This window comes from Chryseobacterium sp. MEBOG07 (assembly GCF_021869745.1).
Taxonomy (GTDB): Bacteria; Bacteroidota; Bacteroidia; order Flavobacteriales; family Weeksellaceae; genus Chryseobacterium; species Chryseobacterium viscerum.
In genome coordinates, this window is the sequence record NZ_CP084579.1 from 3,621,868 (window position 1) to 3,639,113 (window position 17,246).

General features: G+C 36.2%; 15 protein-coding genes. 7 read left to right on the plus strand and 8 right to left on the minus strand.

The features are described 5' to 3' along the window. Positions 1-21: 21 nt before the first annotated feature. The 4 genes from LF886_RS16690 to gyrB form a co-directional block, all read right to left on the minus strand. Positions 22-1,956 carry a DUF3857 domain-containing protein gene (locus tag LF886_RS16690; RefSeq protein WP_236850716.1) on the minus strand — a complete coding sequence of 645 codons (1,935 nt, stop codon included), beginning with the start codon at positions 1,954-1,956 and terminating at the stop codon, positions 22-24. Positions 1,957-1,958: 2 nt separating this feature from the next. Next, complete coding sequence (locus tag LF886_RS16695) at positions 1,959-3,851, minus strand: DUF3857 domain-containing protein (protein ID WP_236850717.1); 1,893 nt, start codon at positions 3,849-3,851, stop codon at positions 1,959-1,961. A 396-nt stretch (positions 3,852-4,247) separates the two neighbouring features. After that, a complete protein-coding gene (locus LF886_RS16700) occupies positions 4,248-4,670 on the minus strand; it encodes a DUF5684 domain-containing protein (RefSeq protein WP_124536308.1) in 423 nt (140 codons plus the stop codon). Between the two features lie 81 nt (positions 4,671-4,751). Then, positions 4,752-6,686 carry a DNA topoisomerase (ATP-hydrolyzing) subunit B gene (gene gyrB / locus LF886_RS16705; RefSeq protein WP_236850719.1) on the minus strand — a complete coding sequence of 645 codons (1,935 nt, stop codon included), beginning with the start codon at positions 6,684-6,686 and terminating at the stop codon, positions 4,752-4,754. 232 nt (positions 6,687-6,918) lie between these two features. Here gyrB and LF886_RS16710 point away from each other — a divergent pair, with 232 nt between their 5' ends. The 3 genes from LF886_RS16710 to LF886_RS16720 are packed head-to-tail and all read left to right on the plus strand — an operon-like array spanning position 6,919 to position 9,786. Further along, positions 6,919-8,262, plus strand: a complete 1,344-nt coding sequence (locus LF886_RS16710; protein ID WP_236850720.1) for a cytochrome ubiquinol oxidase subunit I — start codon at positions 6,919-6,921, stop codon at positions 8,260-8,262. Then, positions 8,259-9,263, plus strand: coding sequence for a cytochrome d ubiquinol oxidase subunit II (locus LF886_RS16715; protein ID WP_236850722.1), 1,005 nt, complete (start codon positions 8,259-8,261; stop codon positions 9,261-9,263). Before LF886_RS16710 ends, LF886_RS16715 begins: the two co-directional genes overlap by 4 nt. Before the next feature lie 7 nt (positions 9,264-9,270). After that, complete coding sequence (locus tag LF886_RS16720; RefSeq protein WP_236850724.1) at positions 9,271-9,786, plus strand: ClbS/DfsB family four-helix bundle protein; 516 nt, start codon at positions 9,271-9,273, stop codon at positions 9,784-9,786. A 36-nt stretch (positions 9,787-9,822) separates the two neighbouring features. On the opposite strand, the gene lysS is transcribed toward LF886_RS16720, so the two are convergent. From lysS to LF886_RS16740, 4 genes are all read right to left on the minus strand, one after another. Continuing rightward, positions 9,823-11,517, minus strand: coding sequence for a lysine--tRNA ligase (gene lysS / locus LF886_RS16725; protein ID WP_236850726.1), 1,695 nt, complete (start codon positions 11,515-11,517; stop codon positions 9,823-9,825). A 393-nt stretch (positions 11,518-11,910) separates the two neighbouring features. Next, positions 11,911-12,843: a 23S rRNA (adenine(1618)-N(6))-methyltransferase RlmF gene (rlmF, locus tag LF886_RS16730; protein WP_236850728.1), complete on the minus strand. Its 933-nt coding sequence runs from the start codon at positions 12,841-12,843 to the stop codon at positions 11,911-11,913. A gap of 3 nt (positions 12,844-12,846) precedes the next feature. After that, a complete protein-coding gene (locus LF886_RS16735) occupies positions 12,847-13,221 on the minus strand; it encodes a c-type cytochrome (protein WP_124536324.1) in 375 nt (124 codons plus the stop codon). Continuing rightward, complete coding sequence (locus tag LF886_RS16740) at positions 13,221-13,439, minus strand: hypothetical protein (protein WP_103234145.1); 219 nt, start codon at positions 13,437-13,439, stop codon at positions 13,221-13,223. The genes LF886_RS16735 and LF886_RS16740 overlap by 1 nt, the downstream gene beginning before the upstream one ends. A 211-nt stretch (positions 13,440-13,650) precedes the next feature. Here LF886_RS16740 and LF886_RS16745 point away from each other — a divergent pair, with 211 nt between their 5' ends. From LF886_RS16745 to LF886_RS16760, 4 genes are all read left to right on the plus strand, one after another. Next, positions 13,651-14,082, plus strand: a complete 432-nt coding sequence (locus LF886_RS16745; RefSeq protein ID WP_236850730.1) for a cupin domain-containing protein — start codon at positions 13,651-13,653, stop codon at positions 14,080-14,082. Positions 14,083-14,270: 188 nt separating this feature from the next. Continuing rightward, positions 14,271-14,912 (plus strand): hypothetical protein, encoded by a 642-nt coding sequence (locus LF886_RS16750; RefSeq protein ID WP_236850732.1) that lies wholly within the window; start codon positions 14,271-14,273, stop codon positions 14,910-14,912. Positions 14,913-15,163: 251 nt separating this feature from the next. Then, on the plus strand, positions 15,164-16,588 hold the full coding sequence (locus LF886_RS16755; protein ID WP_236850734.1) for an anthranilate synthase component I family protein: 1,425 nt from the start codon (positions 15,164-15,166) through the stop codon (positions 16,586-16,588). Between the two features lie 42 nt (positions 16,589-16,630). Continuing rightward, positions 16,631-17,233 (plus strand): anthranilate synthase component II, encoded by a 603-nt coding sequence (locus LF886_RS16760; RefSeq protein WP_103234149.1) that lies wholly within the window; start codon positions 16,631-16,633, stop codon positions 17,231-17,233. Positions 17,234-17,246: the final 13 nt, after the last annotated feature.

Below are 17,246 nucleotides of genomic sequence, written 5' to 3' on the forward strand. Positions count from 1 at the left end.
TTGTTTAAGTTCCCTTAAAAATTACTTCTTAACAAGGCTGATCACCTGATTTTCAAATTTTGAAGCAACTCCCCAGATTTGTTTAAATGCAGGATAATATTCTTTAGGATAATCTGAACTGCTAATTTTTGTCGTAGTAGTAACTTCCAGTTTATTTGCTTTTTGCTCCACAGAATAGGTATACTCTATTTCTTTATCCTCTGTGACAATTTTTTTAGATTTAGGCATTTCTTCAATGGTATATCCTTCAGGAATTTCAAGAATAACCTTTTTCACTTTGGTAATAGGCGATCCGAAATCAATAGGATATTTTCTGGCTTCAACCTGATCAAATTCATTGGAACTCTTGTTTAAGAACAACATTGGATTGATGATCATTTTCTTTCCTACTCTATCGATTAGATTTGATGAAGAGAATTTCATGCTGCTTTCAAATTCACCATTTTCCAATACTTTGGAGTTGATATCCGTGAAGTCCATTGAGAAATTTTCCTTGTACTGTTTTTTATATTTCTCAGCATTATCATCATAGTTATCTTTGGCATACATCGCATAAGCACCGGTATCTTTATCAGAATAGGTTCCTGAAATGCTTCCATCATCATTTATTTTAGCGTTAGCTGTAAGGAAAGTATTGCTTGATTTTGTATTGGTCATCTGAATCTGTAATGATTTACCCTTTGTCACAAGAATACCAAATTGGTTCCAGTTCTTAAGAGCGATTTCATCCAGTGAAGACTGCTTGGAGGTTGCATCATAAATATGAAACTGATCATTAAGACTGATCGCTGCCAATACAAAATTCATATTGGAAATATTAGGCGACACCAGATTGATCACACCATTTTCTACCGTAGAAATAACCAGCGGATCTGCTTTAAGACCTGCCTCACGAAGCATCATTACCAGGAAAAGGTTAATTTCTGCGGCATTTCCGATCTTCGTTTCTAAAAGTTTTTTGATACCATCCTCAGTATAAACTCCTCTGTCTTTATTCCAGGTAAATGTCTTCTGAACGTATGAAAAAATAGCATTTGCCTTTTCAAGATCGGTTTTCATTTCTGAAACCCCTGCCGGCATATTTTCTTTAGCTAATTTTGTTTTTTTCAATTGTTCTCCAAAGTCTTCATTCTCATAAAGTCTTTTCCCAATTTGATCCCATGATGATGAATAGAGTTTAAGTTCTCCGAAATTGGTAGAATTAAGCTCTGCGCCTATTTTTGTTCTAAAATTTCTATCATTTCGCACAAATTTTTCAGTTTTAAAACCTTTTACATTCTCATAGGCAAATCGGAATGTTTTATACTGAGCACCATACAGGTTTCTCTCTTCAACCTCTTTGTGTTTAGGCATCATTTCTCCGGTATAGTTTATATTATAAGACATGTTGATCGGAGCATCCAAAACGTATTCAGTATTCAGTGAAGGGGTATCAGATTCTATTAATACTTCCGGAATAATGAAACGAAATGGCGATACGATTTCGTACTGATATTCTAAGACAGATCCATTCTTCACATTGGGAAAAGCAAATTTTGTCAGGGTAACATATTTATTCTCTTTACTTTTGTACTGAGAACTCTTTTCCACTTTTACAGGAACTGCAGTTCCATTTTCAAGATTGTAAGTAAAAGCCTTGAATTTGCCTAGTGATTCTCTATTGCTTCCAACATTGTAAATAGGAATTTCAAGATTCAACCAATCTTCTGCTTTATCTTTATCATAAATCTTAACTCTGTAAAAGTATTTTTTGTGCAGATTCCCTGTGCTTGCATCTACCATAAAGTAAGCAGATTTATACAAAATCTCGGCAGGAGCATTTTCATCCAATAAAGATTTTGCCTTAGATAAATCTGCATCATTAAATTTAGGTGGATTCAGAAATTCATATTTCTTCTGTGCATTGATCAATATTACATTGGCAGAGCAAAGAAGCAATACTATTATTTTTTTCATGGTTATATTTTTGTTATTAAAATTTTTGAATTATCCATGTTCAGAATTTTTTTTCTGAAACTTATGTACTCGTTATATTTTTCTTTTGGATACAATCCTTTGTTAATCTGCATTTTTCTGATCACTTTTATTCCGGCTTCACTTTTAACGAAACTTAGCTTATATGATCCAAATTCAGAAGTAATATTGGAATTATCAGGAGTTTCATCAACTTTATAGCCTAAAGGAAGGACAAAAGCAATTTCATATTCATCTTCGTAAGACATGTTGACCTCAAAAGGAAGTTCACGATTTTCGTCCGCTTTATAAATAACATCAGAAAAAATAGGAACAGATCTGAACAAAAGGCTGTTTCCTGCTTTTTTAGAGAAATTATTGGTTTTAAAGTCTAAATCATAGGTAATGACCGCATTATCTTTATCATTGTTGAAGTTTTTCATTTCCACTTTTTCAAAGTTTAAAATGTCAAAATTCAATTTCACTGCGTCATTTTTTTCTTTGGGATTAAGATTGACAAACCTCAGATTATGATCATACTGGTTTCCTGTGTAAGAAAAATTGCCTGCTCCTGTAATACTGTTATCCTCATTAAGGTTCACTCTCAATACCTGCTTCTCTTTATTCTGCTCTGCTTTATAAACAGGTGTATTGATGAGTTCGATTCCCTTTGAGGTCACAGCAAGTACATTCCTATCGGTTGTACTGTAACTTAAATGGTTAAAAGCTATTTGTTGAGAGGTATTTTCAAGCCAGATATTCCCTTTTTCAGTCGGAACCATCAGGATGATGTGATTTCCGCTCATAGAAGGAAATTCCGGATCAAAGGAAACCTGTGAACGTCCGGAATTGATAATACAATAAGTAGAAGGAATTCCTGCTTCGTTCAAAAGAATTTTCATATAATTCGTAAGTCCTTTGCAGTCTCCATACCCCTTTTTCTGAACCTCATCCGGCATCATAGGCTGCCAGCCGCCTATCCCTAATGACACCGCTATATATCGGGTTTTGTTCTGCATATACTGATAAATCTTCTTTACTTTATCTTCCACAGATCCCTGCAGCTGTAAAGAGGCAACTTCCGCTTTGATGGCAGGAGTAGATGCTGAAACAGGGATCAGAAGATCATTATAAATCCAGGTTCCGAAATCTGTCCAATTATTTAAAGTGCCCTGTTTCCCTGCCAGATTAAATTTTGCCAATGCAAAGTTGACTGAAGGCAGAATTTTAACTGGCTGTGGGATCATAAAAGCATCATCAATCGCGGGTACGTTTTTGTATGAGTATGTTTTATCGTTTCCACTTCCACTTTCTATAACTGAGGTGTAATTGTATTTTGAAGGATAAATCTTAGATCTAAGCTCAATCCCTGAAGTGTTAATGATTTTAAACTGTGCTTCTTCCAAAGATGTTTTAGTGGAAGTAAAAGGTACAAAACGTGGGATAAAAACAGTATCTTCATCTTCTGCTTCATAAGAAAACTCAACAGTATAAGGGTATTGAACCGGTGTATAGGAATAAAGCAATATTCTGTTATCAGAATAAAAGACCCCCTGGGAGTTGTTGGCCATATCTTTAAAATCAGACTTTGACACACTTTTAATTTTTTTCCCGGCTTCATCGTAAATAGTAACTTTTATATTCGAAATGCTTTTTGATTTATCATAAGGAATATAAGCAACCGCCTCGTCATTACCGTCTTTATTTAAAACTGTAGTGACTGTGTTAAACTGGTATTTTATTTCATCAAGTTTATTGACCTGAACCGTCGTAAAATCCTTTCGTATAACAACATTAGCATTTTTCTTTAAATTCTCAGGAATTGCAGAAGCAGGATAGCTTTGTGCAAAATAGAATGAGGCAGCAGAAAGAGCCCCAAGAACTAGTATTTTCATCATAGTTATTAAAATTACGCAAAAATAAGAAAATCTTAATAACTGTTAAAAAAAATATAAAAGGCTTCAACTGGTGAAGCCTTTAACCTAAATACTTAAAAAGTACTGTCTTAAATGTACCTATAAGGATATGAACACATTATCAACTTTTCACAATCAAATTCTGAAAAGTTAAAAACAGAATATTTAAACTCATTCTATATTGGAGAAGGATATCTATTCTGTATTTTGAAGTAATACGCTTCATATTGTCTGCGTCTCAAATTTAGAATAAAATACCATCCCTATAATTCAAAACTTGTAGAATTAATAATAAAGATGAGTACAATTAATTCTACAAGCCAAAAGGGGTATTAATAAAAAAAGACTCCACTTCCGGAGTCTTTAAGTTTTTTCTTTTTAATCATTTGGAACCAATTTACTATCGTACTGATCACTTCCAAGCCCCAATACAGGAATGAAAATAAATCCGAACAAGAGTATTAAAATGGTATACAGAGGAGTTTCTTTGGCAAAACCTTTGGCCAGTCTGTCATATACTACCCAGCATGCATAAATATTCACTAGTGGAATAAAGAAAAGAATGATCCACCATATTGGTTTTTTCACAATTTCCAGCAATACTATTGTATTATAAATTGGAATAAAGGCGGCCCAGGCATCCTGTCTTCCTGCTTTCTGAAAAATTTTGTACATGCAATATCCATAGAATATATAGCATAATAGGCCGAAGAACATGGTTCCGAGTCCTAATCCTGCAGCGGCTGCGCCAGACACTGCATCTGCCCCATTGTAAGGGTCTGTTTGTAAAAGAGTTAACATATTATTGTTTTTTTGGTTTGCCCAAATATAAAAAAAGCTTCTAAATAATTAGAAGCTTTTTGATTATATTTTCAAAAACGTTTATGCATCAATTTTTGCATATTTTGCATTTTTCTCGATAAATTCTCTTCTTGGTGGAACTTCATCTCCCATTAACATTGAGAAAACACTGTCGGCTTCCACTGCATTATCAATCGTTACCTGCTTAAGAATTCTGTGTTCAGGATTTAGTGTTGTTTCCCAAAGCTGCTCAGGGTTCATTTCTCCAAGACCTTTATAACGTTGTACTTCTACCCCTTTTCCGTCCGGAGACATTTCTAAAGTAAATTCCTCACGTTCTTTCTCATTATAAGCATATACTTTTCTGTTTCCTTTCTTTAATAGATATAAAGGTGGTTGAGCTATATAAACATATCCGTTCTCAATAAGTTCCTTCATAAATCTGAAGAAGAAAGTAAGAATAAGCGTAGAAATGTGAGACCCATCGATATCAGCATCGGTCATGATCACCACTTTATGATATCTCAGCTTCACCATATTCAGGGCTTTGCTATCCTCTTCAGTACCTACAGAAACTCCAAGAGCGGTATAGATATTTCTGATCTCTTCGTTATCATATACTTTATGAAGCATAGATTTCTCTACGTTCAAAATTTTACCTCTTAAAGGAAGAATAGCCTGGAAGTGTCTGTCTCTTCCTTGTTTAGCTGTTCCACCTGCGGAATCTCCCTCTACAAGGAATAGTTCAGATTCAGCTGGGTCTTTGGATGAACAGTCAGATAATTTTCCGGGAAGTCCTGAACCTCCCATAGGAGATTTTCTCTGAACCATTTCACGGGCTTTCTTAGCGGCCTGTCTTGCTTTTGCTGCTAAAACTACTTTCTGAACAATAATTTTCGCTTCGTTAGGGTTTTCTTCAAGGAAATTAGTAAGCATCTCCCCTACGATTTTATCTACAGCACCAGAAACTTCAGAGTTTCCTAGTTTTGTTTTGGTCTGTCCTTCAAACTGAGGTTCCATTACTTTTACAGAAATTACAGCTGTCAATCCTTCACGGAAATCATCACCGGTAATTTCTACTTTCTCTTTTTGAGGAATACCTAAATCATCAGCATACTTCTTAAGTGTTCTTGTTAAAGCACGTCTGAAACCAGCAAGGTGAGTTCCTCCCTCATGGGTATTGATATTATTTACATAAGAGTGAAGATTCTCGTTGAATGATGTATTGTAACGCATCGCCACTTCTACAGGAATATCATCTCTTTCTGCTTCCATGAAAATAACGTGCTCCATAATAGACTCACGGTTTCCATCGATATACTCTACGAATTCTTTTAATCCTCCTTCAGAATGAAAAACTTCTGCAGGGAATGTTCCGTCTTCGTTAGGATTTCTCTCATCAATAAGAGTTATTGTAATTCCTTTATTAAGAAAAGCAAGTTCTCTTAATCTTGTTGCAAGCGTATCATAATTATAAACAAGTTCCTGGAAAATGGTTGCATCAGGTTGGAAGAAAACTTCTGTTCCTCTTTCCTCGGTCGTTCCAATTTCCGCAACCTCTGTAAGTGCTTTTCCTTCTGAATATCTTTGTTGGTATAATTTCCCTTCACGGCTTACTGTAGCCACTAATAAAGTTGAAAGTGCGTTCACACAAGAAACACCCACTCCATGAAGACCTCCAGATACCTTGTAAGAATCTTTATCAAATTTTCCTCCTGCTCCAATTTTAGTCATTACAACCTCAAGAGCCGATTTCTGCTCTTTTTCGTGAAAATCTACAGGAATTCCTCTACCGTTATCTTTTACAGAAATACTTTCTCCTTGGTGGATCGTTACCAAAATGGTATCGCAATATCCTGCTAAAGCCTCATCAATAGAATTATCTACTACTTCATAAACCAAATGATGAAGACCTCTTACTCCTACATCTCCAATGTACATTGAGGGTCTTAGTCGAACGTGTTCCATTCCTTCTAAGGCCTGGATACTGCTAGCTGTATATTGTTTTTGACTCATATAAAATTAATAAATTTGCCTAATGCAAAGACTTACAAATATCGTGATTTTTTTCGACGTATGAAAGTTAAAAAGTGTCAAAAAAATGTAGAGTTTTCTTAGTAAAAATATAAAGAATAACAAGCCAATAAAAGATTCAAAATTAAAATGTATTGCTGAAATATCAACTGTTGTAAATCATATTCAACATCAATAATTTATGCGTAAATTTATTTACTGAAAAGTTGATATTATGGATGATTTTATAGCAGCACGCGCTCAGATGGCACTTTCTCTGGGCTTTCATATCATATTCTCCTGTGTGGGTATGGTGATGCCTTTTCTGATGGCTTTTGCCCATTGGAAATACCTAAAAACCAATAATGAAGTATATAAAGGATTGACAAAAGCATGGAGCAAAGGGGTAGCTATCCTTTTTGCTACCGGAGCTGTTTCAGGAACCATGCTTTCTTTTGAACTGGGGCTTTTATGGCCTGGTTTTATGAAACATGCCGGTCCTATTTTCGGAATGCCGTTTTCTCTTGAAGGAACCGCTTTTTTCATTGAAGCGATTGCTATCGGCTTCTTTTTATATGGATGGGATAAATTCAATAAATGGTTTCACTGGTTCTGTGGATTTCTTGTAGGACTGAGCGGACTGGCTTCCGGAATTCTGGTGGTCGCCGCCAATTCATGGATGAACTCTCCGACCGGTTTTGATTATATCAATGGACAGTATCTTAATATAGATCCTATTAAAGCAATGCTGAATGACGCATGGTTTCCTCAGGCTCTTCACATGACTGTTGCTGCTTTTTGTGCGACAGGATTTGCTGTAGCCGGAGTACATGCCTTTATGATCATGCGAAAAAGAAATATTGAATTTCATACCAAAGCTTTTAGAATTGCTGTAGGTTTTGCCTTGATTGGAGCATTTGGAGCGCCTTTAAGTGGTGATATTGCTGCAAAATCGGTAGCGGAAAGACAACCTATTAAGTTAGCAGCTATGGAAGCTCACTTTGAAACGGAGAAAGGCGCGTCCTTTGTCATTGGTGGAATTCCTGATGAAGAAAAGGAAGAAATAAAATATGCCATTAAGATTCCTAAAGTATTAAGCTTCCTGGTGAGTAATGATTTCAATTCTGAAGTAAAGGGTCTTAAAGATTTCCCGAGAGATGAATGGCCTCCGATTGCAGTTGTTCATTATGCTTTTCAGATCATGATCTTCTTCGGAGTGGTGATGATAGGTATCGGAGCTATTTATTTATATGCTTTTTTCTTCAAAAAGGAATGGCTGAGTAAAAACTGGCTTCTAAAAACCTTTTTAATAGCAACTCCTTTCGGATATATCGCTCTGGAAGCCGGATGGACAGTTACCGAAGTGGGAAGACAGCCCTGGATCATTTATGGAATCATGAGAACAGTAGATGCTGTTACTCCCATGCCGGGAATACAGTATTCATTCTACTTCTTCACTGCAATCTTCGTATCATTATCATTGATTCTTGTTTTCCTTTTAAAGAGACAGATCCAAATGGTACCGAAGCTTTACGACCCTACCGACTCTCAGTTTAACGATAAAAACAAACCATCATGATCTACGTTGTAATAGGTTTTCTCTGGCTATCCATCTGTCTTTATATTATTCTGGGAGGCGCGGATTTCGGAGCCGGAATTGTAGAGCTTTTCACCCATAAAAAAGCCAGAAACAAAACCCAGGAAATCATGTATGAGTCTATTGCTCCTGTGTGGGAAGCCAATCATATGTGGCTGATCATTGCGATTGTAATTCTCTTTGTAGGATTTCCCGAAATTTATACTACCATGTCGACCTATCTTCATATTCCTTTAGTTCTGATGCTTTTAGGGATCATTGCAAGAGGAACAGCGTTTACGTTCAGACATTATGATGCTGTAAAGGATAACTGGCAGGTTTTATATACCCATATTTTCTACTATGCGAGTCTTTTAACGCCTTTCTTTTTAGGATTAATTGCTGCGGCAACGGTTTCACATTCTATCAATCCTGATGCTGTAGGTTTTCTGGACTTGTATATTTTCAGCTGGCTGAACTGGTTTGGGGTTTCCGTAGGATTATTTACGGTAGCGCTTTGTGCTTACCTTGCTTCTATCTTTTCATTAAGAGAAACTCGTGATAAAGCTGATCTTTTATTAATGATCAGAAAATCCAAGCAGACAATGATCTTTGTAGTGATTACAGGAATTTTAGTATTTGTTACTGCTTATATTTCAGATATTCCTCTTTTGATGTGGGTATTTTCCAAGCCTCTGGGGATTATGTCTATTGCCTTTGCTACGATTGCGTTATTGCTTATTTTAAGAGCCCTGAACCGTCAGAAATTGCTTCCTGTACGAGCATTGGCAGGATTTCAGATGGTCATGATTTTGGTTGCGGCAACCTATCAGCATAATCCTGATATTATTTTATTAGGAAACGGGCAGCATCTTTCACTGCTGGAGCATATGGCACCTCCGAAAACGATTGCTGCATTGGGATGGGCTTTGATGCTGGGTTCCTTATTTATTCTTCCGTTTTTATTTTATCTGATGGCTTCTTTCAGTAAGCTGAGAAAATAGATAAAATATGCAGAGTTATAAAGACAAAACAGAGCTTATTGAAGAGTTGAAGAAAAGATATCATCTCTACGATCAAGAATTTAATGATATAAAAGAAGATGAAAAAGATCTTCTGCGGGCTGGGGTTGACAAAACCCCATCACAAAATATTTCCTATCAATTGGGATGGACCCATCTGCTTTTGCAATGGGAAGCTGATGAAAGAAAAGGAATTGAAGTAAAAACACCAACTCCGGAATATAAATGGAATAATTTGGGAGGATTATATCAGTCTTTTTATGACCAATATGGATCTTATAGTCTGCAACAGCAAAGAGAGCTGTTAAAAAATAAGGTTGATGAAATTATTGACTGGATAGAAAGCCTTGACGAGGACATATTATTTACTCCCGGACAAAGAAAATGGGCAACAACACCTGCTCAATGGCCCGTCTGGAAATGGATACATATCAATACCGCAGCGCCATTTAAAAATTTCAGGGCACAACTTCGGAAATGGAAAAAAGAAAAAGGTACAGAATAACTCTGTACCTTTTATATTTATATTTTCTGAGAAATATTAAGCCAATTTTATCAAAAGATTTTCGTCAATCTTCTCTACTTTCACAATATTATTCTTTGTCAAAGTCTTAGAAGCTTTATCCCATTTTTTTCCTGAAAGTTTAGATTTTTCTTTCACTTCACTTAGAGGAAACTGCTCACCTGATTTCAAAATATCAAGAATAGCATACTCATCTTCTCCCAATTCAATTTGAGGAACCGCTTTTTCAGGTCTCATCTGAGGGAAGAATAATACTTCCTGGATTGATGCGTTATCCGTTAAGAACATGATCAATCTGTCCATACCAATTCCTAACCCTGAAGTTGGCGGCATACCATATTCAAGAGCTCTCAAGAAGTCCTGATCGATGAACATTGCCTCATCATCTCCTCTTTCAGATAAAGCCATCTGTGATTCAAAACGCTCTCTCTGATCAATAGGATCATTAAGCTCTGAATATGCATTGGCAATTTCTTTACCACATACCATTAATTCAAAACGCTCTGTTAAGCCTTCTTTGCTTCTGTGTTTCTTTGTCAATGGAGACATTTCGATCGGGTAATCTGTAATGAACGTTGGCTGAATGAAGTTTCCTTCACATTTCTCACCAAAGATCTCATCAATCAGTTTTCCTTTCCCCATCGTCTCATTTACTTCAATACCGATAGACTTGGCAAAATCGTATAATTCTTTCTCCGTTTTTCCTGTGATATCGAATCCTGTAAATTTCAAGATCGCTTCTGTCATGGAAACTCTTGGATAAGGAGCTTTCCAATTGATTGTATGCTCACCAAAAGTAGATTCTGAATTTCCATTAACCTGAGTGGCACAGAATTCCAATAATTTTTCCGTGAAATCCATCATCCAGTTGTAATCTTTGTAAGCTACATAGATTTCCATAGCGGTAAACTCTGGGTTGTGTGTTCTGTCCATCCCTTCATTTCTGAAGTTTTTAGAGAACTCATACACTCCGTCAAAACCACCTACGATCAATCTTTTCAGATATAATTCGTTAGCAATTCTTAAATATAATGGAATATCCAACGCATTGTGGTGCGTGATAAACGGTTTTGCAGCAGCTCCACCAGGGATAGACTGTAGAATAGGTGTTTCCACTTCAAAGTAACCCGCATCGTTGAAGAACGTTCTCATGGCATTGAACAATTTTGTTCTCTTCACGAAAATTTCTTTCACCTGTGGATTTACTGTTAAATCTACATAACGCTGTCTGTATCTTAGTTCAGGATCTGTAAACCCATCGTGTACAACACCATTATCATCCGTTTTAGCCTGAGGAAGAGGACGTAAAGCCTTGGTAAGAAGGATAAAGTTTTTCACCAAAACAGTCTTCTCTCCTACCTGAGTCGTAAACAGCTCTCCTTCGATACCGATAATATCACCGATATCCAAAAGGTGCTTGTATACTTCATTGTATAATTCTTTATCTTCTCCCGGACAGATCTCGTCTCTGTTGAAGTAAACCTGAATTTTTCCTTTAGAATCCTGCAATTCTGCAAAAGAAGCCTTTCCCTGAATTCTGCGGGACATCAATCTACCAGCGATCTTCACCTGTTTACTTTCAGAAAAGTCCTGTTTTATAGATTCTGTAGTGTCTGTGATTGTATATTCATCCGCAGGGAACGCATTAATCCCCATTTCAGTAAGCTTATTCAGCTTTTCTCTTCTAATGATTTCTTGTTCTGATAATTGCATTTCTTATTTTTCTAAAAGCGTACAAATTTAGGCATTTTTGAGTTGACCATCAATTGATTTTTTCATAAATCTAAATTATTTCCGAAAAAGTGAGTTCAGTGGATGATTTTATAAGCTGGAAATGGATATCATTTTGAAATAAGCATTGGTCATTTATTTAACCACAGATTTGCAAAGATGTTTTTGAAAATATAGAACTAAACTCTATTATACTTGTATTAAGTTTTGCCTGAAGCCAACTTCTTATTGATGTATGGAACAGATTTGTAGATTTAATGCCAAAATAACTAGCCCCGATAGGAACGTTTACCCCGCAACATGCTCTGGCATTGAGCGTAGGCGTGAGGAGTATGAGTGGATAGCGGGATGAAGCTCCCAAAAGGAAAGAAATTATTATTTGGTTTTCCAACCCTTTCGGTTCTGCTGGGGAATAAATGTCCAGGCCAGCATTCTGCTGATTTTTTGTCCCTGAGCCATATCAATAGTTTTGATTTCTGTAGCTTTTACCTTTTTTAAAAGATGAGTCAGCTTATTGAGATTTTCCTTTTTGGAAACCAGACATGTGAACCAAAGAACCTGTGATGAGAACACTGCGCTTTCATTAATCATTTTGGTAATAAAAGCCAGTTCGCCTCCTTCACACCATAATTCCGACTGCTGACCGCCAAAATTAAGCAAAGGCTGCCTGGGTTTTGATTTCTTGAGATTTTTTGTTTTTCTGATATTCCCTTTTATGGCAGACTCTTCAGAATCATGAAAAGGAGGATTACACATAGTAAAGGTAAACCTGTCTTCAGGATTAATGATATTTTTAAAAATATGATCAGCATCAGGCTGACTTTTCAACTGAATGACAGAGGAAAGATCTTCATTCTGGTCCAGAATATGTTGAGCATTTTTCAAAGAATCCTGGTTGATATCTGTTCCCAGCATTGTCCAGCCATATGACCTGTGACTGATTAAAGGATATACAAGATTGGCTCCGGTTCCTATATCCAGCCCTTTTACAGCGTTTACTGTTGGAACTTCATTAAAATTTTCAGCTAAAAGATCGGCAATATAATGCACATAATCTGCGCGTCCAGGAATAGGAGGACAAAGATTGGTTTCCGGAATATCCCAGCCTTTAATATCATAAAAATGTAAGAGTAGAGCTTTGTTGAGCAGTTTAACTGCTTTTGGAATACTGAAATTGATGGTTACCGTTTGATAAGCATTAACAAAGACATAGTGTTTCAGTTCCTGCACACAAGAAATGAGCTGATCAAAATCATAGGGATTACGATGCAGATTTCTTGTGTGCAGACTGGATTTTTCAGTGGACATATTCTATTTCTTCTGACTTAAAATATATTCCACCATTTTTTTGGCATCTTCTTTAGATACCTGTGGATGGGCAGCCATAGGCACGCTTCCCCATACTCCACTTCCGCCTTCTATGATTTTGGAAGCCAGCAGTTCTGTATCCTTTTCAGAGTACTTACCTGCAATTTCCTTATAAGAAGGTCCTATCATTCTCTCATTCACAGAGTGGCATCCTGAGCAGTCTAATGTTTCCATGATCTGATCACCCGAAAGATTAGATTTTGCCGGTTCTGAAACAGCAGCTGTTTCAGAAGAAGCTGCCACTTCTGCTGTATTTTCTTTTTTAGAACAGGAAAGGATCAGAAGACCCAGAGTTCCTGCCAAAAGTATTTTTTTCATTATTTCTTCGCTGTAGAATCTGTTTTAGCAGCTTCAGTAGCAGGGGCAGCCGGAGTTGCAGCAGCTGGAGCAGCAGGCTTAGCAGTAGAATCTACAACAGTAGCTGTTTCTGGCTCTTCAAGCATTGTGTTGCTATCCTGTAAAGAGTGATCTGCTTTTTTTGAGCAGCTTGCTAATAATAAACCTCCGATAAATGCGATTGCTAATACTTTTTTCATTTTTTTCTAATTTGGAAGCAAAAATATAAAAAATAAACCTTTAAACTTATGACAAATGTTTTCTTTGATAAATATTTTTTAAGATCTGAATTTCAATAAAAAATATTTCAAACATTAGGGATATTTAAATTGGGTTGCTATTTTTGTAAAACGGATTATCCGAACCAAAATCAATCTATTAATAAACAATTTATGACTAAAGAAAATGTATTTGGCACAGCTTTTTTGTTGTGCTAACTTCCCTCCTTTTTCGTGTGATAACTCATCAAACGAACCACAATCAGAGTATTCAGATAAAATTGAATCGGTCACTCTGCTAAAAACCACAAAGTCATGGGACGGAACAACTTACCCTGCCTATCCAAGCAAACAACCTGAAATTTCTGTTCTTAAAATTGCCGTACCGCCTAACAAAGCATTGGACTGGCATAAGCATTCTGTAATCAATGCGGCTTATGTAAAGAAAGGAGAAATTCAGATAGAAAGAAAGGAAGATGGTAAAACGCAATGGGTAAGAAAAGGTCAGGTTCTTCCGGAAATGGTAAATGTAGCACACAGAGGAAAAACCGGAGATCAGGGAGCAACGTTGATTGTTTTCTACAGCGGAACTCCTGATATTCCTCTTTCTGAGCCTGTACAGTAAATAATTTAGAATGTTGGGGGTTACAATTTTTTTTTGAATTAAAAGTTTTGAAACCCGACATTCGTTTTCCTGGAAAATCTACTTTATATCTGTTGAGCCGTAATAAATAGATAAACGTTGCCACTCTTGTATTTTTTTGATAAGTTTAATCAGATTTTATACTAAAAGATAATTAAAAATTTTAGGGTATGGTTTTAATTTCAAAAATCCTGTTTTTCACCAGCCATCATGGTTTTTATACTGTGATTCTGCTGTTTGTATTCTTTGGACTTCTCTCCTATCTGACAAAAAAAGCATGGTTTTTGATTCCGATCATTCCTCTTGCGATACTAAACGGGTTCGGAGGACAGTTCTTAAATGCCTGGTTCCTGAATAAATATGGTGTCGAAAGTACCGCTATTATCACTTCTGATGTGGAAACCAATTCTACTCTCAATGAGATGTATATTCACGATTATGAAGCTATTGTAAAGAAACAGGATGGGAAATACACCACTACTTTTTTCTCCACTACTTCTGCAGCGATCTATCCCATCAGCAATTCAATCAGAATACCCGGTGATAAGGATATTCCTGTAAAATACATTCCCGGATATGAAAAAAATATTGTTATTCTTTATGATCAATCTCGGGAAGGAAAAATTTTATTAGAATATGAAAAGCTAGCCCCTGTCAATTCAGCAAAAACCAAGTATGAGGCAGACAAAACGAATAAGGAATTCATTGAAGAATATATAAACGCGTTGGAAGATTATGTAAAAGAATATGATGATGAAACTTACAAAGAAAAAATCAAAGAATTGAAACATGAGCTCAAACAACTTAAATAACAGACTCTTATATTAAGTTTTTTTATTTTTCTGATTTTTTTTATTCATTGTATTAAAAAAATTTCTACATTTGTCCCATGTTTAAAATGAGCAACAATATTTGGTGGTGGCTTTCAAACTCTTCGTCGGGTCTGGAGGTATTGTCATGTTGCTAATCAAATAGCAGAAATAATAAAATAAACAATATATAGGCTTTGACGGATACCGTTAAAGCCTTTTTTTTATTCTTAAACCTTACAAAAAACAACACGATGTATACGAACACCATTACAATAAAAACTGTTTCGAAAAAAACACTGGGAGACCTTCACACTCCCATGAATATCTACCTTAAGATCCGAGACAAATTCCGGGATACTATTCTTCTGGAAAGCTCAGATTCAAAAACTATTGACAACAACTTTTCCTTTATTGCAGTGAATGCCATTGCCGGAATTGAAGTGAAAAATCTGAACGAATACGAAATAAAGCTGCCTGCTTCCCCTCCTGTAAAGCAGTTTATTATGGAGCGAAATATCACAGATATATTTGAAGAATTCCGAAAGATTTTCAAATGTGAAGAAACCAATGATCCTATCGAACAGACAGCACAAAGCCTTTTCGGATATACAAGCTTTGAAGCGGTACAGTTTTTCGAAAACATCAACCTTAAAGCACAAAGTAAGGAAGTTGAAATTCCTGTTCTGAGATACAGATTATACCAATATGTGATCGCTATCAATCATTTCAATGATGAAATGTACATTATTGAAAACTCTATTGATGGGGTAAAATCTGAGTTTCATCTGTTGGAAAACCTTATTAAGAACCAGAATACTCCGGTTTATCCTTTTGAAAAAACAGATGAAGAAACTTCTAATATTACCGATGAAGAGTATATTGAACTGGTAAAAACAGCCCAAAAGCATTGTATGCGCGGAGATGTTTTCCAGTTGGTTCTAAGCAGAAGATTTGAACAGAAATTCAAGGGAGATGAATTTAATGTATACCGTGCTTTAAGAAATATCAACCCTTCACCTTACCTCTTCTATTTTGATTACGGAAATTACAAATTATTCGGATCAAGCCCTGAAAGCCAGCTGATTATTAAAGACAACAAGGCAATCATTCATCCAATTGCCGGAACTTCAAAAAGAACAGGAAATTTTGAAGCTGACCTTGAAGCTATTGAAGTTTTAAAAGCTGATCCTAAAGAAAATGCAGAACACACCATGCTGGTGGACCTTGCAAGAAATGACCTTGGAAAGCTTGGAAAAAATATAACGGTTACTAAACTTAAAGAAATCCAACTGTTCTCTCACGTTATTCATATGGTAAGTGAAGTGACTGCAGATATTTCCAGTGACATCAATCCTCTTGAAATGGTTTCTGCCACTTTTCCTCAGGGAACCCTAAGCGGAGCACCCAAGCATAAAGCACTGCAACTGATCAATCAATATGAAAAAGATTCCCGTGGATATTACGGTGGATGTATAGGAATGATCGGATTGAATGGAACCTGCAACCAGGCGATTATGATCAGAACATTCTTAAGCAAAAATAATACACTCTTTTATCAGGCTGGTGCCGGTATTGTGGCAAAATCGGTTCCGGAAAGTGAACTGCAGGAAGTCAATAACAAGCTGAATGCTCTAAAAAAAGCAGTTGAAAAAGCTGAAAAAATAGTTGAGGGTTAAAAGTAAATTCAATCAACTAGCAACACACTAACAAAAAAAGAAATGAACAACAATATAAACACCCAGCAGCCACAGCTTAAAGTTCTCGTTTTTGATAACTATGACAGCTTCACATATAACCTTGTCCAGATTATTGAAAGAATTCTGAATCAAAGAGTGGATGTAGTAAGAAATGATAAAATTACTCTGGAAGAGATTGAAAAGTATGATAAAATAATCCTTTCTCCCGGACCTGGAATTCCTGAAGAAGCAGGTATTTTATTGGAACTTATTAAAGAATATGCTCCTACGAAAAGCATCCTTGGTGTATGTCTGGGACAGCAGGCTATCGCTGAAGCTTTCGGAGGAAATCTTATCAACCTTTCTGAAATTTTCCACGGAGTAGCCACCACTACTGAGCTCGTGAAAGAAGACACTAAACTTTTCAAAAACTTAAGTTCAGGATTAGAAGTCGGAAGATACCACAGCTGGGCAGTCAATACAGAAGGTTTTCCGGAAGAACTGGAGATCACAGCCGTAGATAAAGACGGAATGATCATGGCTTTACAGCACAAAACCTATGATGTGCACGGAGTACAGTTTCACCCTGAAAGCATTTTAACGCCTGAAGGAGAAGTAATCATTAAAAACTTTCTTTTAGGATGAAAACACTAGAAAT